The organism is uncultured Jannaschia sp., assembly GCF_947494025.1.
GTDB lineage: Bacteria > Pseudomonadota > Alphaproteobacteria > Rhodobacterales > Rhodobacteraceae > Jannaschia.
In genome coordinates this window covers 93,843-117,268 of record NZ_CANLTQ010000001.1, presented here as the reverse complement: position 1 = coordinate 117,268, position 23,426 = coordinate 93,843, and the positions used below count along the sequence as shown (strand labels likewise).

Below are 23,426 nucleotides of genomic sequence, written 5' to 3'. Positions count from 1 at the left end.
CGTCCCGTTCGGCGGCATGCCGGACAGGCCCTGTCCTCGACAAAACCGCCCCGGCCTTCCGCCGTGTCCTTCCGCCTTTGCATCGGGCGCGCGCCCGATGATATTTCCGGATCGCCTCGGCGGGCGAAGGTTGTCTCCCGCGGCATCTCGACGTCGCTCCTTGTGTCGACCGGCAAACGAGGTCACGTCCGCTGAAAGCGCCGGACGACCAAGCAGGTTCTGCCCGGCCCTGCGGTCGGGCGGGACGACCGGAAGACGTGGATCGGGTCTATTGCGCGGCGTCTCAGACCCGCTCGCCCGCGTCGAGCTTCGCGAGGATTTCCGCCGCCTCCGCGAGCACGTTCGCCCGATGGTCTTCGTCCATTCGATCCCAGGCAGCGTAGATCCGGCGCATCCGCGTGTTCGGCTGGAACCGGTCGCGGTGCCGGTCGAGGAAGTGCCAGTAGAGCAGGTTGAAGGGGCAGGCGCCCTCGCCGGATTTCGTCGTCACCGAATAGCTGCAATGGCGACAGTAATCCGACATCCGATTGATGTAGTTGCCGCCGGAGACGTAGGGCTTGGAAGCGACCACCCCTCCGTCGGCGAACTGGCTCATCCCGATGACGTTCGGACTTTCAACCCATTCGTAGGCGTCCGCGTATACGATCAGGTACCATTCGTGGACCTGATGCGGATCAAGCCCGGCGAGGAGCGCGAAGTTTCCCGTCACCATCAGGCGCTGGATGTGGTGGGCGTAGGCCTCCCGCATCGTGGCGGAGACGCATTCCGCGATGCAGGCCATATCGGTCTCGGCCGACCAGTAGAAGTCCGGCAGGTCGCGGTTGTGGCCGAGCGCGTTGCGCGACGTGTAGTCCGGCCCCTGCAGGAAGTAGACGCCGCGGACGTATTCGCGCCAGCCGATGATCTGACGGATGAAGCCCTCGGCCGCGTTGATCGGCACGGCGCCGTCCTTCCAGGCCCGCTCTGCCGCCTCGCAGACCTCGCGCCAGCCAAGAAGCCCGGCATTCATGTAGACCGACAGGACCGCGTGGAACATGAAGGGGGCGCCCTTTACCATCGCGTCCTGATAGGCGCCGAATTCGGGAAGGGAACGCTCCACGAAATGGGCGAGCGCCCGACGCGCGCCGTCGGCGTCGGTGGCGAACCAGAAGTCGTCGAGGCTGCCGTAGCGGTTGCCGAACCGCGCCCGGACGAGCTCCGTCACCGCCTCCACGGTCGCGTCGGGCGCGAAGCGCAGGGGCTCGGGCGCGTCGAGCCCCGTCTTCGGCGGCCTGCGGTTGTCGTGGTCGTAGTTCCACCTGCCGCCCGCCGGATGGCCCCCCTCCATCATCAGTCCGGTGCGGCGGCGCATGTCGCGGTAGAACCACTCCATCCGCAACTCGCGGCGGCCATCGGCCCAAGTCTCGAACTCGGCGTGGGAGCATAGGAACCGGTCGTCGGGAAACAGGTGGACCGGGATCGGCCCATCCTCCAGCGCGGAAATCAGACGGAACTCCCCCGGCTCCGTTCCGATCGCCTCCGACGCGCCGGTGGCCTCGGCCGCGCGCAGGAGCTCGCCCGAAATGGATTGCGTGTTTTCCGGGTCGTCGAGCGTGGTGTAGCGGACCTGCCAGCCCGCCTCGCGCAGATGCGCCGCGAACTTCCGCATGGCCGAGAACAGGAAGACGATCTTCCTGGGGTGGTGGGCGACGTAGTCCGTCTCCGCCTGCACCTCGGCCATCACCACCACGTCCCGGGCCGGATCGGCTTCCCGCAGGGCGGCGATGTCGTCGGACAGCTGGTCGCCGAGGATGAGGACGAGGCGCGGCTCCCTCACCATTCGACCGGGCGGCCCGCATAATCGAAGAAGCCCCCCGTCTGCTCCGGCGTAAGCGCGGTCAGGACGCGGACGAGGTTCGCCGCCGCCTCCGGGGCCGCGACCTTCGACGCGGCGTAGCCTTCGGTGAAGGGCGTGTCGACCGTGCCGGGGTGCAGGGCCACGACGACCGCCCGCTTGCGCTTGCGCCCGATCTCGATGGCCGCGCCGTGGACGATCTGGTTCGCGGCGGCCTTGGCGGCGCGGTAGCTGTACCAGCCGCCCATCCGGTTGTCGCCGATCGAGCCCACCCGCGCGGTCAGCACGCCGACCCGCGCCGTCTCGGAAAGCTTCGGCGCGATGTGGCGCAGGATCAGCGCGGGACCGATGGCGTTGACCGCGAAGGTTTGCGCCATCGCCGCCGCCTCGACCGCGTCCAGCGACTTCTCGGGCGTGTGGCCCTCGGGCGCGAGAAGGCCTGTGGCGACGAAGACGATTTCGACGGGCCGGTCGAGGCGGCCCACGAGGTAGGCGACGGAGGTCTCGTCGGTCACGTCGAGCCCGTCGTGACGGCGGCTCAGCCGCGTGACGTCGTAGCGTTCGGCGAGATGGTCGGCGAGCGCCGCGCCGATCCCGCCGGACGCTCCGAAAACAATGGCGTGTTCCATGTGGCCCATATTACGGGGCGGCCCGGTGCGGTCCAGTGGGCGCGCCGTGCCGTCGCGTCGCACCCCGCCCATCCGGGTGCGTCCCGCAAAAAGGCCTTCACATCATCTCTGATCCGACTATCCTGTTGCCCATGACGACGATCCTTCCAACGGACCTTCTTCTTAGCCGCTCCTGAGCGTGCCATCCGGCGCGACCGCTCGGGAGTGAGGCAGCGCCGAAGAAGACCACCGAACAAAGGATCAGAGCCATGACCAATCCCGAGCTGAACCACGACGCCAGCCGCGTCATCATCTTCGACACGACACTGCGCGACGGCGAGCAGTCGCCCGGTGCGACGATGACCCACGAGGAGAAGCTGGAGATCGCCGCCATGCTCGACGAGATGGGCGTCGACGTGATCGAGGCGGGCTTCCCCATCGCCTCCGAGGGCGACTTCGCCGCCGTCTCCGAGATCGCGAAGGCCGCGAAATCCGCCACGATCTGCGGGTTGGCGCGCGCGAACCTCAGGGATATCGATCGCTGCTGGGAAGCGGTGCGCCACGCGGCGTCGCCGCGAATCCACACCTTCATCGGCACCTCGCCGCTCCACCGTGCCATCCCGAACCTGACACAGGACGAGATGGCCGAGCGCATCCACGAGACGGTGACGCATGCCCGCAACCTCTGCGACAACGTGCAATGGTCGCCGATGGACGCGACGCGGACGGAGTGGGACTACCTCGCCCGCGTGGTGGAGATCGCGATCCGCGCCGGTGCGACCACGATCAACGTCCCCGACACGGTGGGCTACACCGCCCCCAACGAGAGCGCGGAGCTGATCCGCCGCCTGATCGCGGAGGTGCCGGGGGCGGAGGACGTGATCTTCGCCACGCATTGCCACAACGACCTCGGCATGGCGACGGCCAACAGTCTTGCGGCGGTCGAGGGCGGGGCACGTCAGATCGAGTGCACGATCAACGGTCTGGGCGAACGGGCGGGCAACACCGCGCTGGAAGAGGTCGTGATGGCGATGAAGGTCCGCCACGACATCATCCCCTTCACCACCGGCATCGACGCGACGAAGCTGATGACGATTTCGCGGCGCGTGGCCTCCGTCTCGGGCTTCCCGGTGCAGTTCAACAAGGCGATCGTCGGCAAGAACGCCTTCGCCCACGAGAGCGGCATCCATCAGGACGGGATGCTGAAGAACGCGGAGACCTTCGAGATCATGCGCCCCGAGGATGTGGGCTTGACCGCGACCTCGCTGGTTCTGGGCAAACATTCGGGCCGCGCGGCGCTGCGCGCAAAGCTCAAGGAATTGGGCTACGAGTTGGCCGACAATCAGCTGGCGGACGTGTTCGTGCGGTTCAAGGCGCTCGCCGACCGCAAGAAGGAGGTCTACGACGAGGATCTCGTCGCGCTGATGCAGGTCGAGGAGCGGCAGGCGGAGGACCGCATCCGGGTCGAGCACCTGCGTGTCGTCTGCGGGACCGAGGGCCCGCAGGAGGCGTCGCTGCGCCTGAGCATCGACGGCAGCCCGCAGGAGGCGCAGGCCACGGGCGACGGTCCGGTGGACGCGGCCTTCAACGCGGTGAAGATGCTGGTCACGCACCGGGCCAAGCTGCAACTCTACCAGGTCTCCGCCGTGACGGAAGGGACGGACGCGCAGGCCACCGTGACCGTGCGGCTGGAGGAGGACGGTCGCATCGTCACCGGCCAGTCGGCCGACACCGACACCGTGGTCGCCAGCGTGCGCGCCTATGTGAACGCATTGAACCGCCTGCTGATGCGGCGCGAGAAGGGCGGCCCCGACGGCCGCGAGATCAGCTACAAGGACGTCGGCTGACGCGCCAGCGGCACGGGGAACGGCACGATCGAGCCTTTGGCGTGACGCGATAGGGGTCGGGATTCGGTTCGGAACCTGCCCTACGTGGGGCGGGGCGGAACAGTTACTGTTTGCGCCCCAAACCGCCCGACCTTCGGTGTTTGGTGCGACCCGGGCGCGCGCTGCGACTTTGCGATGCCGCATTGACGCGGTGGCAGGCGAACCCGGCCGCCCCCGCCGGTCCGCCGTCTGCATGGCCCCACTGGACCCGCCCCCCCGGATGCCGCTAAACGCCACCGAACCCCCCGATCGGCGCACAAGGGGGACGGGACCGTTTGGGGGATTGGCATGAACATTTTCGGTAGCTTCTTCTCGTCGGACATGGCCATCGACCTCGGGACGGCGAACACGCTTATCTACGTGAAGGGCAAGGGGATCGTGCTGAACGAGCCCTCGGTCGTGGCTTACCACACCAAGAATGGCCGGAAGGAAGTTCTGGCCGTGGGCGAGGATGCGAAGCTCATGCTCGGCCGCACGCCCGGTTCGATCGAGGCGATCCGGCCCATGCGCGAGGGGGTCATCGCGGATTTCGACACCGCCGAGGAGATGATCAAGCACTTCATCCGCAAGGTTCACAGACGCTCCACCTTCACCAAGCCGAAGATCATCGTCTGCGTCCCTCATGGCGCGACCCCGGTGGAGAAGCGCGCGATCCGCCAGTCCGTGCTGGGCGCCGGCGCGCGCAAGGCCGGGCTGATCGCGGAGCCCATCGCGGCGGCCATCGGCGCGGGAATGCCGATCACCGATCCGACCGGCTCCATGGTGGTCGATATCGGCGGCGGCACGACCGAGGTGGCGGTGCTGAGCCTCGCCGACATTGTCTATGCCCGCTCCGTGCGGGTGGGCGGCGACCGGATGGACGAGGCGCTGATCTCGTACCTGAAGCGACATCAGAACCTGCTGATCGGGGAGGCCACGGCCGAACGGATCAAGAAGGAGATCGGCACCGCCCGGATGCCCGAGGACGGGCGCGGCCTCACGATGCAGATCCGCGGTCGCGACCTTCTGAACGGCGTGCCGAAGGAGACCGAGATCTCTCAGGCGCAGGTGGCCGAGGCCCTGTCCGAACCGGTGCAGCAGATCGTCGAATCGGTGATGACCGCGCTCGAGTCCACGCCGCCGGACCTCGCCGCGGACATCGTCGACCGCGGCGTCATGCTGACCGGCGGCGGCGCGCTTCTGGGCGATCTCGACCTTGCGCTCCGGGAGCAGACGGGGCTGTCGATCTCGGTGGCCGACGAAAGCCTGAACTGCGTGGCCCTCGGGACCGGAAAGGCCCTCGAATACGAGCGCCAGCTGAACCACGTCATCGACTACGAGAGCTGAGAGCCGGATGGCGCGCGGGCGCAGCGAGGATATCTACACCCGGCCCCTGCGGCGATTGTTCGTCACGATCGCCTGCGTCCTGCTCGTCCTGCTCGTCCTGCTCTGGCGGATCGACAATCCGCGGGCCGAGGGCATCCGCGCGGCGATCGTGGACCGGGTCGTGCCCAACATGGAATGGGCGCTTGTCCCCGTCACCTGGGCCGGACGGCTGATCGAGGATTTCGAGGGCTACGCCCGCGTCTACGAGCAGAACCGCGATCTTCGGCGCGAGCTGCAGCAGATGAAGTCCTGGCGCGAGGCGGCGATCCAGCTCGAACAGGAGAACGCCCGTCTCCTCGACCTCAACAAGGTGCGCCTGTCGCCGGAGCTGACCTACGTAACGGGTGTGGTGCTGACCGATTCCGGCTCGCCGTTCCGGCGCTCGGTCCTGCTCAACATCGGCGCGGAGGACGGTATCCGCGACGGGTGGGCAGCGATGGACGGTCTGGGCCTCGTCGGCCGGATCTCGGGGGTGGGACCGCGTACGTCGCGCGTGCTTCTGCTCACCGACGGCAACAGCCGCATTCCGGTGACGATCGAGCCGGCCGGCAAGCGGGCCATTCTCGCAGGCGACACGACGTCGGCCCCGGCGCTCGACTTCGTGGAGAACCCCGAGGACGTGCGTGCCGGCGACCGGATCGTGACCTCCGGCGACGGCGGCGTGTTTCCGCCCGACCTCGCCGTCGGGCAGGTGGTGCGCGGCACCGACGGACGGCTGCGCGTGCGGCTCGCCGCGGACACGTCGCGACTCGAGTTCCTGCGCGTGCTCCGGACCCGCGAGGCGCCGCGGATCGACGCGTCCGGCACGATCCTCGTCCCCGCACCCGGTCCCGTTCAGGGACCGCCGGCGCCGGCAAGCGGCGGCTAAGACATGGCGACGCGCTCGGTCTGGGCATTCCGGCTCCTCTTCGTCGCGCTGTCCGCCGGCATCCTGTTCTTCGCGCTGGTGCCCTTCGGGGTCGGCGAACGGGCCTGGCCCGGACCGGAGCTGATGGTTTGCCTGACCGTGGCCTGGGTGCTGCGACGGCCCGACTACGTTCCCGTGTGGCTGCTTCTGCCGTTGCTGCTTCTGGACGATGCCTTGCTGCTGCGGCCGCTGGGCCTGTGGACCCTGCTCGTGTTCCTGCTGTCGGAATACCTGCGTCGCCGCGTGGACCATGCCGAAGCGCTGCCGTTTCTGTCCGAGCTCTTTCTCGTGGCCGGCGGTATCGTGGCGGTGTTCGTGGCCAACCACGTCGCTCTCGTTCTGCTTCTTGTCGAAACCCCGCCCGCCCACGGGCAGGCCTTGCACGCATTGGCGACGATTGCGTTCTACCCCGTCGTCGCACTAGGCTCACAGCTGCTTGGCGTTCGCCGGCTCGCCCCCGGCGAACTGGACAGCCTCGGAAGCCGCGCTTGACCGGCCCCCGTCCGATGCACCCGGAGATCTCGAACATGAAGCGCAACGCTCAGGACATGACTCTTTCGGCCCGTCGCATCTCGCGGCGGGCGCTCATCGCGGGCGGTGGGCAGCTCGCCTTCGGCGCGCTGCTCTTCGCACGGATGCGGCACCTGCAGGTGGATCAGGCCGACGAGTTCCTGCTTCTGGCCGAGGAGAACCGGATCAAGGTCCGTCTGATCGCACCGGCGCGCGGCGTCATCTACGACCGCAACGGCGTGCCTCTTGCCAGCAACGAGCAGATCTACCGCGTCAGCATGATCCGCGAGGACGCGGACGACGTGCCCGCGGTGATCGGTCACTTGCGCAGCCTCGTACGGCTCGACGAGGAGGAGTTGCAGCGCGCCCTGCGCGAGATGGACCGCCGTCCGCATCAGGCGGTGACACTGGCCGATCGCCTGTCCTGGGAGGAGCTATCGGCGATCGCGGTCAATGTCCCCGCGCTGCCCGGCATCACGCCGGAGGTCGGCCTGAGCCGCGCCTATCCGCTCGGGCAGGACTACGCCCATGTGATCGGCTATGTCGGCCGCGTCTCCGAGCGTGACATCGCGGAGGCCGAGGAGGTCGACCCCCTGCTGCAGACGCCGCAGTTCCAGATCGGCAAGATCGGCACCGAGCGACAGCTCGAGGACGTGCTGCGCGGCCGCGCCGGCGCCCGCCGGGTGGAGCAGAACGCCGCTGGCCGCATCATGCGCGAGCTCGACCGGACCGAGAGCGGCAAGGGCGCGGACGTGCAGCTCACCCTCGACGCGGGCCTGCAGAACTTCACCCAGGCGCGGCTCGGGCAGGAAAGCGCGTCGGCCGTGGTCATGGACGTGCGCAACGGCGACATCCTCGCCGCGGTCAGTAGCCCGAGCTACGATCCGAACCTCTTCGTCGAGGGGATCAGCGTTCCCGACTACGCCCGGCTGCGCGACAACGACCACCGGCCGCTGCACAACAAGATCGTGCAAGGCCTTTATCCGCCGGGTTCCACCTTCAAGCTCGTCACGCTGCTCGCCGCGCTCGAGGCAGGAGAGATCGGGACGAACGAGACCGTCTATTGCGGCGGCTACACGACGATCTCCAACCGCCGCTTCCACTGCTGGAAGCGCGGTGGCCACGGTCGCGTCGACATCGCGGGCTCGCTTCGCGAAAGCTGCGACGTCTTCTATTACGAGATGGCGCAACGGGCCGGCATCGACCGGATCGCGGCGATGGCGCGCAAGCTCGGCCTGGGCGTGCGCCACGATATTGAGATGAGTTCGGTGAGCGAGGGCCTGATCCCCGACCGCGCCTGGAAGCGGACGAATCGCGGCGAGGAATGGATGATCGGCGACAGCCTCAACGCTTCGATCGGGCAGGGTTTCGTGCTGGCCTCGCCATTGCAGCTTGCGGTTATGACCGCGCGCGTCGCCAGCGGTCTCGACGTCTCGCCCCGCCTCGTGCGCACGATCGGCGGGGTGGCGCAGCCCTCCGGCGTGGCAGGACCGCTCGACCTGCCGCGAAGCTGGCTCGACGGCGCGCGGAACGGGATGTACGAGGTGGTCAACGCGTCCGGCGGGACGGCGGGGCGGTCGAGGTTCGATCTGGACGGCATCAAGTGGGCGGGCAAGACCGGCACCAGCCAGGTCCGCAACATTACCGCCGCCGAGCGGGCGCGCGGCGTGTCCCGCAACGAGGACCTCCCGTGGGAGCGGCGCGACCACGCGCTCTTCGTGGGCTACGCGCCCTACGACGACCCGCAATACGCGGTCTCCGTCGTGGTGGAGCATGGCGGCGGGGGCTCCGCCGTGGCGGCGCCCGCGGCGCGCGACATCATGCTCTACGCGCTGTCGGGCGGCGTGCCCCCGCTCGACGCCTATCCCGACAGCCAGCGTGGCGAGATCGAGGAACGCCTCTCGACGCTAGACCTGGATCCAAGCGTGGCGCGGAGCGGCGGAACCACCAAGGCATGAGCTACCTAGAATACAACGTCGCGCGCACGCCGGCGGGGCTGCGGAAGGTGCTGGCGATGCACTGGGCACTGGTCCTGCTCATCTGCGCCGTAGCCGCGATCGGCTTTCTGGTGCTCTATTCCGTCGCCGGAGGTGACTGGCGGTGGGTTGCGCCGCAGATGCAGCGTTTCCTGCTGGGCCTCGCGGTCATGTTCACCGTGGGCATGATACCGATCTGGTTTTGGCGCAACGTCTCCGCATTGTTCTACGCGCTGACGCTCGTGCTTCTGGTGGCGGTGGAGCTGATTGGGTCGACGGGTGGCGGTGCGCAGCGCTGGATCGAGTTGGGTTTCATGCGCCTGCAGCCGTCGGAGCTGATGAAGGTCACGCTCGTGATGATGCTCGCGGCCTATTACGACTGGCTTCCGGCGACGAAGGTCAGCCGACCCCAATGGGTCGTCGTGCCGCTCGTTATCATCCTGCTCCCGACCCTCCTCGTCCTGAAGCAGCCCGACCTCGGGACCTCGATCCTGCTCATCGCGGGGGGCGGGGCGGTGATGTTCCTCGCCGGGGTCCACTGGGCCTATTTCGCGACCGTGATCGCGGCCGGTGCAGGTTTGGTGACGGCGGTGCTGCAGTCGCGGGGCACGCCGTGGCAGCTCATCAAGGATTACCAGTTCCGCCGGATCGACACGTTTCTCGACCCCGACAGCGACCCGCTCGGTGCGGGCTACCACATCACCCAGTCCAAGATCGCCCTCGGCTCGGGCGGTTGGACGGGCAAGGGCTACCTGCAGGGCACGCAGGCGCGGCTGAATTTTTTGCCCGAGAAGCACACCGACTTCATCTTCACCACGCTGGCAGAGGAATTCGGCCTGATCGGGGGCATCTCGCTCCTTACGCTGTACCTGCTGATCGTGGCCTTCTGCATCGTCTCGGCGCTCCGGATGAAGGACCGGTTCTCGGCACTGGTCACGCTCGGAATCGCCGTCGCGTTCTTCCTGTTCTTCGCGGTCAACATGTCGATGGTGATGGGCATGGCGCCGGTCGTCGGCGTGCCGCTTCCGCTGGTCAGCTACGGCGGATCGGCGATGCTCGTCCTGATGCTGGCGTTCGGCCTCGTGCAAAGCGCCCATGTCCACCGGCCGCGCGCCCAGGGAGAGGGGCGGATCCTGCGACGCTGACACCTTGCTACGGCCGGATGCCGTCGCTTCCACCGGGGCGAAGGGAGGCGCGAAGGCCGGACACGATCGGGAGGCCGGACACCATGCAGGTCGAATCGCTCGAACGGCGGGACGGGACGCCGAGGCTGGCGGAGCGCCACGAGCCCCTGCTGGCGTGAATTACGACATCCCTGCCGGAACCCGGTCCCTGATCGGGCCGGCGTCGCAAACGAAAAAAGGGCCACCCCGAGGGGTGGCCCTTGCAGCTACGTCACGTCCGCCGCGTCACTCGCGGTTGCCCATGAATTGCAGCAGGAACATGAACATGTTGATGAAGTCGAGATACAGGCTCAGCGCACCCATGATCGCCGACTTGCCGAGCCATTCGCTGTCGCCGTGCTGCGCGTGGGCGATGTACTCGGTCTTGATCCGCTGCGTGTCGTAGGCGGTCAGACCCGCGAAGATCAGCACGCCGATGAACGGGATCGCCATCGCCAGTCCCTCGGACTGGATGAAGATGTTGAGGATCATCGCCGCGATCAGGCCGACCAGTCCCATCAGCAGGAACGTGCCCATTCCGCTGAGGTCCTTGTTGGTCACGTAGCCCCACAGCGACAGGCTCGCGAAGGCGATCGAGGTCACGAGGAAGGTCTGCGCGATCGACGTGCCGGTGAAGACGAGGAAGATCGAGCTGATCGACACGCCCATCACGGCGGCGAAGGCGTAAAACACCAACTGCGCGGTGGCGGCCGACATCCGGTTGATCCCGGCGGAGAACCCGAACACGAAGGCGAGCGGGGCGAACATAACGACCCATTTCAGCGGCGATGCGTAGAGAGCCGCACCGATACTCGTCAGGTAATTGTCCGCGCCGATCTGCCCGACCGCTTGCGCCGGATCAGACGTCACGGCCAGCCCCGAGATCGCCCAGGCGGCGGCGAAGGTGATCAGCATGCCTACGGACATCGTGCCGTAGACCTTGTTCATGTGGGCGCGGAGGCCCTGATCTATTTCCGCGGTGCGGGCTCCGGCGATCCGGCCGGTCCGCAGGGCGTCGAGTTGTGCCATCTGGCTCCTCCGAGTGACGTGTTCTGCATTGAGGTTCTCCCCGGAACCTCTTGCTGTCGAATATCGGGATCGGCGCCGTGTTTTTCAAGCGCTCATGCGCGGTCGGGGACCGGCCCCGTTAACGGTCTGGTCCGGGTCGGGACCGGGCGAACCAGGGCAGGGTCGTGGACGGTCCGACGCCGGGCTTTGGGGCGGACGGCATCGATGCCATGCGAGATGCGCAGACGTTTGGCGATTTCGACGCATGACCTGCGGCAGATGCGCTCCAGGGTTTCTTTCCGTTAACCCGTTTCGTTATGAAGCGATCGTCGGCGCTGACTCCGTGCCGGCATGATCAGAGCGGCAAGACCCCGACGGGCATGACGTCGCTGGCCGGGCAGGAGAAGACATGAAGCATCCCGTCGACCTCTATGTAGGTCAACGTATCCGACAACGCCGTTGGAAGACGAACATGACGCAGCAGCAACTGGCCGAAACGGTCGGAATCCGCTTTCAGCAGATCCAGAAATACGAGACCGGAACGAACCGCGTCTCCGCCTCGCGCCTGTGGGATATCGCCGCCGCGATGGGGGTGCCGGTGGCCTACTTCTTCGAAGGGTTCGAGGAGCGGGCGGCAAACGACAAGGGGCCGGACCAGGGGCGGGCGGCGGCGGAGTGACCCGGGCCGCGGAATCCCCCGGTGCGCCTTGACCGGTCGGCCGCCGGATGCCACGCCCCGGACCATGAGCCTTGCCTCCGACATTCCCGCGATCCGCCGCGTCGGCCACGCCCTCGCCGATGCGGCGCGCGCAACGACGTTGCGCCACTTCCGACAGCCGATCGACGTGGAGAGCAAGGGTGCGGCCTTCGACCCCGTGACCGTCGCCGACCGGGAGGCCGAGGCCGCGATGCGCGACCTGCTCGCGAAGCTTCGCCCCGAGGATGCGATCCTGGGCGAGGAGTCGGGAGCCAAGCCGGGGACAAGCGGGTTGACCTGGGTTCTCGATCCAATCGACGGGACGCGCGGCTTCATCAGCGGCACACCGACCTGGGGTGTGCTGGTCGGGCTGATGGACGCGAAGGGCCCGATCTACGGCATCGTCGATCAGCCCTTCACCGGCGAGCGGTTCGAGGGCAGCGCAGAGGGCGCCGTCTGGACGCGGGCGGAGGCACGGCGCGATTTGCGGGTGCGCAGGACGGAAACCATCGAGGCGGCGACGATCCTCACCACCTTTCCCGAGATCGGCACGCCGGAGGAGGGCGCGGCGTTCCGCAGGGTCGCGGCGCGGTGCCGGCTCGTGCGCTACGGAATGGATTGCTACGCCTACGCGCTTCTCGCCGCGGGCCATGTGGACCTCGTGATCGAGGCGGGGCTGCACCCCTACGACGTCGTGGCGCCCATCGCCCTGATCGAGGCGGCGGGCGGCATCGTTACGGACTGGACGGGCGCCCCGGCGCATGGCGGGGGCCGCGTTCTGGCCGCAGCGACCCCGGAGCTGCACGGAGCCGCGATGCGCCTGCTCGATGGCTGAGACGCTGATCCGCGGCGGCGTGATCGTAGCAATCGGAACCGGGCTCGCGACCCCGGTCGAGATGTTGATGGCCGCGGGCTGCCTTGTCGCCACGGACCTCGTGAACACGCGTCGCCATCCGTGCCGAACGCTGACCCGCGAGGTTCCGGCCGGGTAGGACGCGCCGCACTTCGGCGGGCTTCGCGCGCTCTATCCGACGATCCGGCCTAGGCGCGGTTCACGCCGGAGCACATGCACCTCGCCACGCAGCTCGGGTTGGCGGAACTGGCGTTGTCGGGGTGCGACACCTCCTCGGACACCCTTCGTCTCCATCCGAACGGCAGCCGGCTCGGCGACACGACGCAGTGATGGAAGGGGGCGCGGCGATCCTCAACGATCGCATCCGCGTCGTCGATGCGTTCCACGATCCGCGCCCGGCTGCGTGTGTCGCGTGGGTCTCGCCCCTTGCTCGCTCTTCCCGGTCAGCCGGGAGATCATGTGCGACCCGGCGTTGATGACGCGGGACAAGGGCGTGCGGCTGCACACCCATCTGACGGAGAACGACGAAGACCTGCGTTACTTGCTCGAGACGTTCGGCTGCCGGCCGGGACCATACGCCGGAAATCCCGGCTGGACCGGCGCGGATGTCTGGCACGCGCATTGCGTCAGGCTCGACGGTGGACGGGATCGACCTCTTCGCCCGGACGCGCACGGGGGGTGGCGCGTCGCCCGCGTTCGAACTGCCGGCCCGGCACCGGCATCGCGCTGGCTGGGATTGCGCCGCGCTTCTCCTTGCCGGGCGCTGCCAGGTGGGCGTCCTCTTCGTGGCGGGGCGGCAGGGAATGCGCGACGGGACGCTCACGACGCTGGACCTGCCGCGGCGGGTCGAACGGGCGGTAGCGGAGCTGAGGACCTAGATCGGCGGCCCGGACGGGGTGCGGTCGCCGATCTCCTCGCGGAAGTGCCGCCGGCAAAGGCTGACATAGCGATCATTGCCGCCCACCTCGACCTGAGCGCCTTCCGTTAGGGCACGTCCCTCCGCGTCGCGGCGGACCACCATGGTCGCCTTGCGCCCACAATGGCAGATCGTTCGGACCTCCCGCAGCTCGTCGGCCAGCGCCAGCAGCGTGGCCGAGCCGGGGAACAGCTCGCCTCGGAAGTCGACGCGCAGACCGTAGGCCATCACCGGAACGCCGAGATCGTCCACCGCCCGGGCAAGCTGCCAGACCTGGTCGCGCGACAGCCACTGCACCTCGTCCACCAGGACGCAGCCGCAGGGGCCGGCCGCAAGCCGCGCGGCGATCATGGCGAAGAGATCGGTCTTGACGTCCCACGTCTCCGCCGGCGCCTCGATCCCGATCCGGCTGGCGATCCGCCCCGTTCCCGCGCGATCGTCGAACCGCGCCGTCAACAGGAAGGTCTCCATCCCGCGCTCGTTGTAATTGTAGGCGGCCTGCAGGAGCAGCGTGCTCTTGCCCGCGTTCATCGTCGAATAATGGAAGTAGAGCTTCGCCATGTCCGCCGTCCTGCCGCCGCCGGTCTCGTGGCGCAAGACACCGCGCCGTGCTTTCGTCGGGCGCGGCGAAGGATGGGGCATTCGGCCGGCCTGTCTCGCAACGGTCACGTCCCGGGCAGCGCCTGGTCGTTTCTCTCAACGCGCAAGGAGCACGCGACGCGGTTCATACCGGTCAAAGTCGCTGCGGACGCCGTAGCGCTGCGGCGTAATCTATCGGAGCCGAACAAGCATCTGATCGACGGGGCTCAGGCCGCGCGGGAGGCCGGCTGGGCCGGCGCGGGGCCGTCGCCGGCGATGCCGTGCAGCACGGCTGGGACATGCGCGGCCCCCGCGTCGAACGCTTCGCCGCCCCGAACCTCGATCAGCGGCGGGTGCGCCTCTTCGAACGGATCCCGCTTCGTCCGCGGCGAGGGCAGAGGCCGGCCGTCTCAGCCCGTCGGCCCGTTCGCCTTCGCCAGCTGCTTCTCCAGTTCGAATATGCGGAGGGCGTTCTGCATCTGGAGCTCGATCAGCATGTCGAGCATGCGGTCGCGCAGGGCGGCGCGGTCGGGGCCGGGTTTCAGGGGCGCGGAGTCGGGGTCGAGGTCGATGCCGTGCGTCTCCCGGAAATAGTCGAGCATTTCCGACTGGTTCGCCAGATGTGTGTCGACGGAGGAATGGTCGAGGTGCCGCGCGACCATGTCGTCGATGCGGGGCGCCGAGAGGGGGCCGTGCGGCGTCACGGCGTCCTGGAAGGCCGCAGGTCCGTTGGCGGCCTCGAAGCGGCTGTTGAACCACGTCCGGAGCAGGATCTCGGCATCCTCGCTCGTGGAGTGGATGCGGCGCTCGGCCCCGCGAAGCTCCAGGCCCGTGGCCTCGGCGAAGTCGGCAACGATGTCGTCGGAGCGGTATTCACGCACCAGAAGGCCGGGTCCGAGCGTCTCCGCCCAGGTCTTTACACGCCCGTAATAGCCCATGAGTTCAGGGACATACTCGTCGAAGCTCGGGATCGGGCCGGGCATGGACTTGTTGCGGAGCGCGCGCTGCACATAGGCGGAGGAGAGCCAGGGGCGGGCGGGGCGGAGGTAGACGATGCACCGGACGTCCATGAGGTCGCCGAGGCGCTGGACGAAGGGGAGGAGATCCCATTCGACGATGCCCTCGCGGGAGGCGACGAAGGTGGCGGTGCCGTGGGCCGCGTGCCGGGCCGCGAGCTCCGCGTGGAAGGCCTCGGCGAGGGTGGCCTGCGTGGCGGGATCCTGCCGCGAGAGCCGCACGTAGCTCGGGATGTCCTTGCCGGAATCGCCAGCGAAAACAGGCTGCTTGCCGATATAGGCCGCGTTCTGGCGGGCGAGCAGGTTGCGGCTGCGGGCCAGCGCGCCCTGGATCGCGGTGCTGCCGGTCTTGGCCATGCCGATATGGAGGAACAGTCGCATCCCGGTCTCCCTCTGCCCATGTTTTCCGGGCGGCACCGGAGGGCGCGCGGGGCCCCGTGTCAACCGCATTCGGGGCGTGGGGCGGGTGTGTTACGGCCGTGTTATGGCTGTGTTACGGCTGTGGCACAGCTTCGCGTTAACCTTGCGTTCACCGCTCCGCCCGAGCGTCGCCCGAAATCGAGGGATCGCGACAGGAGAGCGGCGATGGCGGGCGAGAAGCTGAGCAAAACGCAGAAGGGCCATGTCAACGACATGATCGGGGCGATGCGGCGCTTCGAATGGGACATGCACATGCAGGTCGCGCGGGCCGGGCGCATCCCGCCCGAATGGCAGGAGATCTGGGAGAGCCGCCGGCCCGAGCGCGAGCACGTCACGGCGCGCATCGACCGCGACGTGATGCGGATGCTGCGCTCCATGGGCCCGAACGTGGGCGGTCGGATCAACGACATCCTGCGCGCCTTCGTCCATGCGCGGCTCGGCGGGCTGATCGAGGGCAACGACCTCGCCGAGGAATACCGCGAGGCCTGGATGGACAGCCGCAAGCCCGACGCCTCGGTGATCAACGTGATGTACGAGCGGTCGAAGAGGTAGGGCGGGCAGGGTTCGATCCCGCGTCGGTTTGGCGAGAGGACGCCTACGGGGGCGGTCCGGTGAAGTAGGGTGGGTGTAAACCCACCGTTGCGCGGCTGGCTGCTGACAAAGCGGTGGGTTTCACCCACCCTACGCTTGCTTTGAGGCAACGAGGAGCGGGTACAATCTAAACCATAGGGACTTACTAATTAAACGACCGAGTTATCGACCGCTCAAGTTAAAATTTAAAATCCGATACATCTCGAAGTCCGACGTCCACCTAACTCCGCAATCGTCGCACGCATCAGGTAGCTTTGACGCACCCAGCCGTTTAGTGCGCTTCGATACCTCTCGTGTCACTATTACTCGGTTAGGACCGGCGAGGCCGTAGGCAACTAAAAATGCGTCTCTGCCAATCTTTTGTAGTTCACGGTCAGTAAACCTAGGATCTGTTGATTGATAGCCAACTTGTAGGCAATGCCTCACGAGCGCGGGATCGAGCGTCTCCTCTAATAGTAGGGCTTTCTTGACCTCGCCTTCTCTCGTCCAAGCGGCAAGTGCACCTTTTCCGCTGGAGACCTCATCGTGTATTTCTGCTGGGATCTTTACGTTTCCGAGCGCCCCTTGATCGATCAGCCAGTCCCAGAATTGAGGAATACGATTTAAGGGGTAGAAATGAGCGTCTGCACTAATCAGGACGTTTGCATCAATTAGATACACTACACGGCAGCCCTATTAGCCGCCACAAATCTGCCTCTATTAGATTCGAAGTGCCGCAAGAGCGGCTCGACGGATGCTGGACGTGAGCCTAGCAAGGCAGCAGCCTTTGTGTGCGATAGTGTATGGTCACGTACATACCGATGCACGAGTCCGAGAAGTGCATTCCCTAGATAAGATTGCTTCACAACGTGCTGGTTGATCTCCCGCTCGCCTTCGTTGTCCTTTGCTACTTTGGTCTGCCAGCGTACATGATAGATCGCGCGGAGTTCGTCATATACGTCAGAAGTTACGCGTCCTATCCGGTGAAGTCGGTAAGCTACCATAGGTTCGCTAACCGACCACCGGGCTGCAATCGCTTCAATTGCAATCTGAGCGGCCGAGGCGTCATCCGCCGAGAAGTCGGCGCTCATCGCTCGAAAGCCGTCGCCCGGTAGAAGTAACTCTCCAGCGACATCGTTGCAGAAACGTTCGATCCGCGCTGTATGGGTGGTCGGATCTCCGGTAGTCACTGTACCACTTACTCCTGTCTGTCCAAGAAAGACGTGAGCAAGCTCATGGATCAACGTGAATGATCGAGCCGGTTTGGCGTCCTTGGCGTTAATGACGACGAACGGAGCGACGTCGTCAGCGATAGCAAAGCCGCGGAAGACGCTTGCATCAACAGTGGAATGGTGATTTCCAAGATCGCCTAGGACCAGCACAAAAACACCAGCTTCTTCTGCTGCCGCTCGGAGCCGCTTGAAGAGCGCATCGGCGTTTCCAGTCCGAATCGCAGTCGGATCGAAGCCTAAAGTCGTAGAGATGGCATGAACGGCATTTGCCACGCCCTGTTCGATCCTTACTGAACCGACGAAGGCTAACTGCCTATAGTCATCTTCCTCTTCGAGGATGTCTCGCACGGTTTCCTGACGAGCGCGGACGTCTCGAAGAAGCGCGTTCAGCAAGCCATTAGCTTTTGCCCCGCGTTTCTCCGGGGTTTGCCGGAAGTCTGTGCCATACGGTCCTACGCGCGGCGGCTCTTGAAGGTAGAAAGTCAGCAATGGGCGGCGGTAAACTTTCGCCATGCTGTTTAATTGGCCGCGTGTCGGTTGTTTCTCGCCGCGTTCCATCGCTTCGAGTTTCTCAGCAGCAGAACTCTTTGCGCTTGTGGTCAAGCCAATCTTTGACGCAGCATCCTCCACGGAGAGACCAGCAGTCTCCCGTGTCCAAACAAGAATGGCGGGTTTCACGTCGATAGTCATGGCCGATATATGATCCTCCTTCTGGGCAAGATCGAGGAGGAATTGGTCGCATCGGAGGCGATACTTGCACTCCCTACTGCAGCGACCTCACCTCCACCGCCCCCTCGTCCCGCGCCTGCATCGCCAGCGCCGCCGCGTGCGATCCGGCCAGCGTCGTGTAATACGGGATCCGGTCCATCAGCGCGACGTTGCGCATGGAGCGGGAATCCTCGACGGCCTGGGCGCCCTCGGTGGTGTTCATCACCAGCGCGATCTCGCCGTCCTTCATCACGTCGACGATGGTGCGGCCGCCCTCGTAGGCCTTGTTCACGTGCCGCGTATCGATGCCGAAGCGGGCGAGGAACTCCGCCGTGCCGGAGGTCGCGAGGATGGTGAAGCCCATGTCGATGAGGAGGCCCGCCGTCTCCACCAGTTGCGGCACCTTGTCGGCGTCCTTGATCGACAGGAAGACCGTGCCGCCCTCGGGCAGGACGACGCCCGCGCCCATCTGCGCCTTGAGGAAGGCGCGGGCGAAGGAGCGGTCCCAGCCCATGACCTCCCCCGTGGAGCGCATCTCCGGGCCGAGCAGCGTGTCGACGCCGGGGAAGCGGGCGAAGGGCAGCACCGCCTCCTTCACCGAGAACCAGGGCGTGTCGGGGTGGGCCAGCGTCATCAGGTCGCCGATCGGCACGTGGTCGGGATTGGCGTCGCCGGGATAGGGGTCGCGGAGCGGGAAGGCGGAGAGTTTCTCGCCCGCCATGAGCCGCGCGGCGATCGAGGCGATGGCGCTGTCCACGGCCTTGGCCACGAAGGGCACGGTGCGGGAGGCGCGGGGGTTCACCTCGATCAGGTAGACCTCCTCCTCCTTCACGGCGAACTGCACGTTCATCAGGCCGACGACGCGCAGCGCGCGGGCCAGCGCCCCGGTCTGCTCGCGGATGGTGGCGATGGTGTCGCGCGACAGGGTGTGCGGCGGCAGGCAGCAGGCGCTGTCGCCGGAATGGACGCCGGCCTCCTCGATATGCTGCATGATGCCGGCGACGTGGACCTGCTCCCCGTCGGAGAGCGCGTCCACATCGACCTCGATCGCGCCGGACAGGTAGCCGTCGAGCAGGACGGGACTGCCGGGGGAGACGATCACGGCGTCGCGGATGTAGCGCTCGAGCTGGCCCGCGTCGCGCACGATCTCCATCGCGCGGCCGCCCAGCACGTAGGAGGGGCGGATCACGAGGGGGTAGCCCAGCTCCTCCGCGCGCAACCGCGCCTCGGCGTCGGACCGGGCGATGGCGTTGGCGGGCTGCTTCAGGCCGAGCTGGCGGACCAGGGCGGCGAACCGCTCCCGGTCCTCGGCCAGGTCGATGGCGTCGGGGGTGGTGCCGAGGATCGGGATGCCGGCGTCGTGGAGGGCGTTGGCGAGCTTCAGCGGGGTCTGGCCGCCGAACTGGACGATCACGCCGTGGAGCGTGCCGTTCTCCCGCTCGACGCGGAGGATCTCCATCACGTGCTCGAAGGTGAGCGGCTCGAAGTAGAGGCGGTCGGAGGTGTCGTAGTCGGTGGAGACCGTCTCCGGGTTGCAGTTGACCATGATGGTCTCGTAGCCCTGCTCCGACAGCGCGAAGCAGGCGTGGCAGCAGCAATAGTCGAACTCGATCCCCTGGCCGATCCGGTTCGGGCCGCCGCCGAGGATCACGACCTTCTTCGCGTCGGTCGGGCGGGATTCGCACTCCGCCTCGTCCATGACCGGGGTCTCGTAGGTGGAGTACATGTAGGGGGTCTGCGCCTCGAACTCGGCGGCGCAGGTGTCGATGCGCTTGAACTGCGCGACCACGCCGAGGTTCTGGCGGGCGCGGCGCACGTTGTCCTCGCTCCGGCCCGTCAGCCTGGCCAGGCGGGCGTCGGTGAAGCCGTAGGTCTTGAGGCGGCGCAGCCCGGCCTCGGTCACGGGCAGGCCGCCCTGGCGCACCTCGGCCTCGATCTCCACGATCTCGCGGATGCGGGCGAGGAACCACGGGTCGAAATGGGTGACGGCGTTGATGTCGACGTCGGAAAGGCCCTGCCGCATGGCCTGCGCGATCACGCGGATCCGGTCGGGCGTCTGCCGGCCCAGCGCCGCCTTGATCGCGGCCGGGTCGTCGGGCAGGTCGATCTCGTCGAAGCCGGTGAGGCCGGTCTCGAGCGAGGCCAGCGCCTTCTGCATCGATTCGTGGAAGGTGCGGCCGATGGCCATGACCTCGCCCACGGATTTCATCGCGGTGGTCAGGAGCGGCTCGGCGCCGGGGAACTTCTCGAAGGCGAAGCGCGGGATCTTGGTGACGATGTAGTCGATCGTCGGCTCGAACGAGGCGGGGGTGACGCGGGTGATGTCGTTGTCGAGCTCGTCCAGCGTGTAGCCCACGGCGAGCTTGGCGGCGATCTTGGCGATCGGGAAGCCGGTCGCCTTGGAGGCGAGCGCGGAGGAGCGGCTCACGCGGGGGTTCATCTCGATCACGACCATGCGGCCGTCGGCGGGGTTCACGGCCCATTGCACGTTGGAGCCGCCCGTCTCCACGCCGATCTCGCGCAGGACGTCGATCGAATGGGTCCGCATCTGCTGGTATTCGCGGTCCGTCAGCGTCAGCGCCGGGGCCACGGTGATCGAGTCGCCGGTATGGACGCCCATCGGGTCCACGTTCTCGATGGCGCAGACGATGATGGCGTTGTCGGCGCGGTCGCGCACGACCTCCATCTCGTATTCCTTCCAGCCGAGCAGGCTCTCGTCGACGAGGATCTGCGCCATCGGCGAGGCTTCGAGGCCGGAGCGGCAGATCCGCTCGTAATCGGCGCGGTTGTAGGCCACGCCGCCGCCGGTGCCGCCCAGCGTGAAGGCGGGCCGGATGATCGCGGGCAGGCCGACGAACTCGATGGCGTCCATCGCCTCGGCCAGGCCCGCGCGGATGTCGAAGCGGCCGTCGGCCTTCTTCGGGGCGGCGACGATGGTGGCCTTCGGATTCTCGATGCCGAGCCGGTCCATCGCCTCGCGGAAGAGCTTGCGGTCCTCGGCCATCTCGATGGCTTCGCGCCTCGCGCCGATCAGCTCCACCCCGTGCTCGGCCAGCACGCCCATCTCGTCGAGGGCGAGCGCGGTGTTGAGCCCCGTCTGGCCCCCCATCGTCGGCAGCAGCGCGTCGGGTTTCTCCTTGGCGATGATCTTCGCCACCACGTCGGGGGTGATCGGCTCGATATAGGTCGCGTCGGCGAGGCCCGGATCGGTCATGATCGTCGCCGGGTTCGAGTTCACCAGGATGACGCGGTAGCCCTCCTCGCGCAGTGCCTTGCAGGCCTGGGCGCCGGAATAGTCGAACTCGCAGGCCTGCCCGATCACGATGGGGCCCGCGCCGATGATCATGATCGACCGGATGTCGGTCCGTTTGGGCATCGGTCGGCTCCCCGTATGTTCTGGCAAACGACCGCCGTTTAGGGCGGGGGCCGGACGGGCGCAAGCCGGGGCGGCGGACCTCCTCGGAGGTTGCGGGGTTCCCGTCGTCCGCGCTTCCGACATGTCCCGGGCGCGTATTCGTTCGGGCGACGGCCGGTCTCGTGCTATCGTCCCGGCACCGTCCCGGCCGGAGCCGGGGGGCGTTTGTGCGAACGGTCCTGACCATCGCGCGCTTCGACGTTCAGGACCCTGTTTGAAGGGGAGGCAGCCCATGCCCGCATTCAAGATGATTGCCGACGGCCACACGGTCTTCGACTGGGACCGTCCGGGGCGGTACGACGTGACGTCCGACCGGGCGCGGGAGTCGTGGGGGCGGTTTTGAACATCCGCGACGGCGAGGATACGGTCATCGAGTTCGGCGACAACGGGATCCGTCTCGACGGATTCGACGGGCGCGGCGTCGAGCCGATGGACTACATCTCCTTCTGAGGGCGGGATGCGGCGCGCGGCTACTCGGCGGCGCGCCGCATCCTCCGCGCGCCGGGCGCGTAGAGGTAGTCGCGGGTGTTCGGCACCGCGTCGCGCGTCTTGGAAAGCTGCAGCTGATAGACGACGTGGCGGTGGGCGTCGAAGCCGACCTCGGCGGCGACGAGGTAGTAGCGCCACATCCGGACGAAGCGGTCGTCGTACATCGCCTGGACGGTCGCGATGTTGGCCTCGAACCGCGCCTGCCAGCGGCGCAGCGTCTCGGCGTAATGCCCGCGCCAGACCTCGATGTCGTCCTGCCAGAGGTCGGTGCGCTCGAGCGGGGTCAGAAGCTCCGACAGCGAGGGGGTGTAGCCGCCGGGGAAGATGTACTTGGCGAGCCAGCCCGAGGTCGTCGTCGGCGGGGCGCAGCGGCCGATCGTGTGGATGAGCGCCACGCCGTCGGGGGCGAGCAGGTCCGCGACCTTGGAGAAGTAGGTCGGGTATTGCGGCACGCCGACATGCTCCAGCATGCCGACCGAGACGATCCGGTCGAAGGGGCCGGCGAGGTCGCGGTAATCCTGCAGGCGGATGTCGATGCGGTCCGCGAGCCCGGCGTCTCGCGCGCGGGCGGTGGCGGTGGCGTGCTGGTTCTCCGACAGGGTGACGCCGGTGACGCGGGCGCCGTGATCGCGCGCGAGGGTCAGCGCCATGCCGCCCCAGCCGCAGCCGATGTCGAGCACGCGCATCCCCGGTTCGATCCGCAGCTTGGCCGCGATATGCGCCTTCTTGGCGTCCTGCGCCTCCTCCAGAAGCATGGCGGGATCGGCGAAGTAAGCGCAGGAATATTGCCGGTCCGCGTCGAGGAACAGCGCGTAGAAGTCGTCCCCCAGATCGTAGTGATGCGCGACGTTCCGGCGCGACGTGCGGGGGTCGTTCGCCTGCATCCAGCGGCGGAGGAGGAAGCGGGCGCGGAAGCCCGCCGCGACCGCCGGGGGCATCCGGCCGCGCCCGCCATTGATCGCGAAGAGGGTGAGCATGTCGCGCAGGTCGCCCGCCTCGACGCGGAGCGCGCCGTCCATGTAGGCCTCGCCCAGCGCGAGCTCCGGATCCTGCACGAGACGGCGCAGATAGCGCGCGTCGGTCAGGCGGAGGGTGACGTCCGGGCCGCCGGCGCCGGTGCCGAAACGGTGCGTCGTCCCGTCCGGCAGGATCGCCGTGAGTTCGCCCTTGACGATCAGGCCCCTCAACATCGTCAGAACAATCGACCGCCACATCTTCCGGCCTGCCTGCTTCGTTCGCGTTGCGGCGACAGGAAACCGCAGGCGCCCCGCGCG

Annotated in this window: 17 protein-coding genes and 2 pseudogenes; 10 read left to right on the top strand and 9 right to left on the bottom strand. The window is 67.3% G+C overall.

The annotated features are described in order from the left end of the window. Positions 1 to 283 precede the first annotated feature (283 nt). Together Q1B08_RS00600 and Q1B08_RS00595 are read right to left on the bottom strand one after the other, a co-directional pair. Positions 284 to 1,816: a cryptochrome/photolyase family protein gene (locus Q1B08_RS00600; protein ID WP_299813091.1), complete on the bottom strand. Its 1,533-nt coding sequence runs from the start codon at positions 1,814 to 1,816 to the stop codon at positions 284 to 286. Then, the gene (locus tag Q1B08_RS00595; RefSeq protein ID WP_299813088.1) at positions 1,813 to 2,463 is read right to left on the bottom strand and encodes an SDR family NAD(P)-dependent oxidoreductase; all 651 of its coding nucleotides are present in this window, start codon (positions 2,461 to 2,463) and stop codon (positions 1,813 to 1,815) included. The genes Q1B08_RS00600 and Q1B08_RS00595 overlap by 4 nt, the downstream gene beginning before the upstream one ends. 248 nt (positions 2,464 to 2,711) lie before the next feature. On the opposite strand from Q1B08_RS00595, the gene Q1B08_RS00590 reads away from it, so the two are divergent. The 6 genes from Q1B08_RS00590 (at position 2,712) to rodA (ending at position 10,231) form a co-directional block, all read left to right on the top strand. Continuing rightward, complete coding sequence (locus Q1B08_RS00590) at positions 2,712 to 4,289, top strand: 2-isopropylmalate synthase (RefSeq protein WP_299813085.1); 1,578 nt, start codon at positions 2,712 to 2,714, stop codon at positions 4,287 to 4,289. Between the two features lie 327 nt (positions 4,290 to 4,616). Further along, entirely contained in the window at positions 4,617 to 5,654 is a 1,038-nt protein-coding gene (locus Q1B08_RS00585; protein WP_299813082.1) for a rod shape-determining protein, read from the top strand. Positions 5,655 to 5,661: 7 nt separating this feature from the next. Further along, positions 5,662 to 6,561: a rod shape-determining protein MreC gene (gene mreC / locus Q1B08_RS00580; protein ID WP_299813079.1), complete on the top strand. Its 900-nt coding sequence runs from the start codon at positions 5,662 to 5,664 to the stop codon at positions 6,559 to 6,561. A gap of 3 nt (positions 6,562 to 6,564) precedes the next feature. Further along, positions 6,565 to 7,092, top strand: a complete 528-nt coding sequence (locus Q1B08_RS00575; protein ID WP_299813076.1) for a rod shape-determining protein MreD — start codon at positions 6,565 to 6,567, stop codon at positions 7,090 to 7,092. Positions 7,093 to 7,127: 35 nt separating this feature from the next. Further along, positions 7,128 to 9,068, top strand: a complete 1,941-nt coding sequence (gene mrdA / locus Q1B08_RS00570; protein WP_299813073.1) for a penicillin-binding protein 2 — start codon at positions 7,128 to 7,130, stop codon at positions 9,066 to 9,068. Next, positions 9,065 to 10,231, top strand: a complete 1,167-nt coding sequence (gene rodA / locus Q1B08_RS00565; protein ID WP_299813070.1) for a rod shape-determining protein RodA — start codon at positions 9,065 to 9,067, stop codon at positions 10,229 to 10,231. Before mrdA ends, rodA begins: the two co-directional genes overlap by 4 nt. A 264-nt stretch (positions 10,232 to 10,495) precedes the next feature. On the opposite strand, the gene Q1B08_RS00560 is transcribed toward rodA, so the two are convergent. Then, a complete protein-coding gene (locus Q1B08_RS00560) occupies positions 10,496 to 11,278 on the bottom strand; it encodes a Bax inhibitor-1/YccA family protein (RefSeq protein ID WP_299813067.1) in 783 nt (260 codons plus the stop codon). A gap of 388 nt (positions 11,279 to 11,666) precedes the next feature. On the opposite strand from Q1B08_RS00560, the pseudogene Q1B08_RS00555 reads away from it, so the two are divergent. The 3 genes and pseudogenes from Q1B08_RS00555 to Q1B08_RS00545 form a co-directional block, all read left to right on the top strand. After that, positions 11,667 to 11,879 (top strand): annotated as a pseudogene (locus tag Q1B08_RS00555) (helix-turn-helix transcriptional regulator); the annotation flags it as partial. Between the two features lie 121 nt (positions 11,880 to 12,000). Beyond that, a complete protein-coding gene (gene hisN, locus Q1B08_RS00550) occupies positions 12,001 to 12,789 on the top strand; it encodes a histidinol-phosphatase (protein WP_299813064.1) in 789 nt (262 codons plus the stop codon). Next, a pseudogene (locus tag Q1B08_RS00545) lies at positions 12,788 to 13,533 on the top strand (8-oxoguanine deaminase); the annotation flags it as partial. The gene hisN and the pseudogene Q1B08_RS00545, both read left to right, overlap by 2 nt. Positions 13,534 to 13,681: 148 nt before the next feature. Here the strand turns inward: Q1B08_RS00545 and Q1B08_RS00540 are convergent. Both Q1B08_RS00540 and Q1B08_RS00535 read right to left on the bottom strand, forming a co-directional pair. Next, on the bottom strand, positions 13,682 to 14,284 hold the full coding sequence (locus Q1B08_RS00540) for a thymidine kinase (RefSeq protein WP_299813061.1): 603 nt from the start codon (positions 14,282 to 14,284) through the stop codon (positions 13,682 to 13,684). A gap of 428 nt (positions 14,285 to 14,712) precedes the next feature. Continuing rightward, positions 14,713 to 15,699: a hypothetical protein gene (locus Q1B08_RS00535; protein WP_299813058.1), complete on the bottom strand. Its 987-nt coding sequence runs from the start codon at positions 15,697 to 15,699 to the stop codon at positions 14,713 to 14,715. 204 nt (positions 15,700 to 15,903) lie between these two features. Here Q1B08_RS00535 and Q1B08_RS00530 point away from each other — a divergent pair, with 204 nt between their 5' ends. Continuing rightward, entirely contained in the window at positions 15,904 to 16,290 is a 387-nt protein-coding gene (locus tag Q1B08_RS00530; RefSeq protein ID WP_299813056.1) for a BrnA antitoxin family protein, read from the top strand. 201 nt (positions 16,291 to 16,491) lie between these two features. On the opposite strand, the gene Q1B08_RS00525 is transcribed toward Q1B08_RS00530, so the two are convergent. The 4 genes from Q1B08_RS00525 to Q1B08_RS00510 all read right to left on the bottom strand — a co-directional run bounded on the left by Q1B08_RS00525 (position 16,492) and on the right by Q1B08_RS00510 (position 23,366). Beyond that, positions 16,492 to 16,989 carry a DUF4411 family protein gene (locus Q1B08_RS00525; RefSeq protein WP_299813053.1) on the bottom strand — a complete coding sequence of 166 codons (498 nt, stop codon included), beginning with the start codon at positions 16,987 to 16,989 and terminating at the stop codon, positions 16,492 to 16,494. Continuing rightward, positions 16,989 to 18,230, bottom strand: coding sequence for an XRE family transcriptional regulator (locus Q1B08_RS00520; RefSeq protein WP_299813050.1), 1,242 nt, complete (start codon positions 18,228 to 18,230; stop codon positions 16,989 to 16,991). The genes Q1B08_RS00525 and Q1B08_RS00520 overlap by 1 nt, the downstream gene beginning before the upstream one ends. Before the next feature lie 73 nt (positions 18,231 to 18,303). Then, the gene (gene carB / locus Q1B08_RS00515; protein ID WP_299813047.1) at positions 18,304 to 21,624 is read right to left on the bottom strand and encodes a carbamoyl-phosphate synthase large subunit; all 3,321 of its coding nucleotides are present in this window, start codon (positions 21,622 to 21,624) and stop codon (positions 18,304 to 18,306) included. A 509-nt stretch (positions 21,625 to 22,133) separates the two neighbouring features. Next, a complete protein-coding gene (locus Q1B08_RS00510) occupies positions 22,134 to 23,366 on the bottom strand; it encodes a cyclopropane-fatty-acyl-phospholipid synthase family protein (protein WP_299813044.1) in 1,233 nt (410 codons plus the stop codon). Positions 23,367 to 23,426 lie beyond the last annotated feature (60 nt).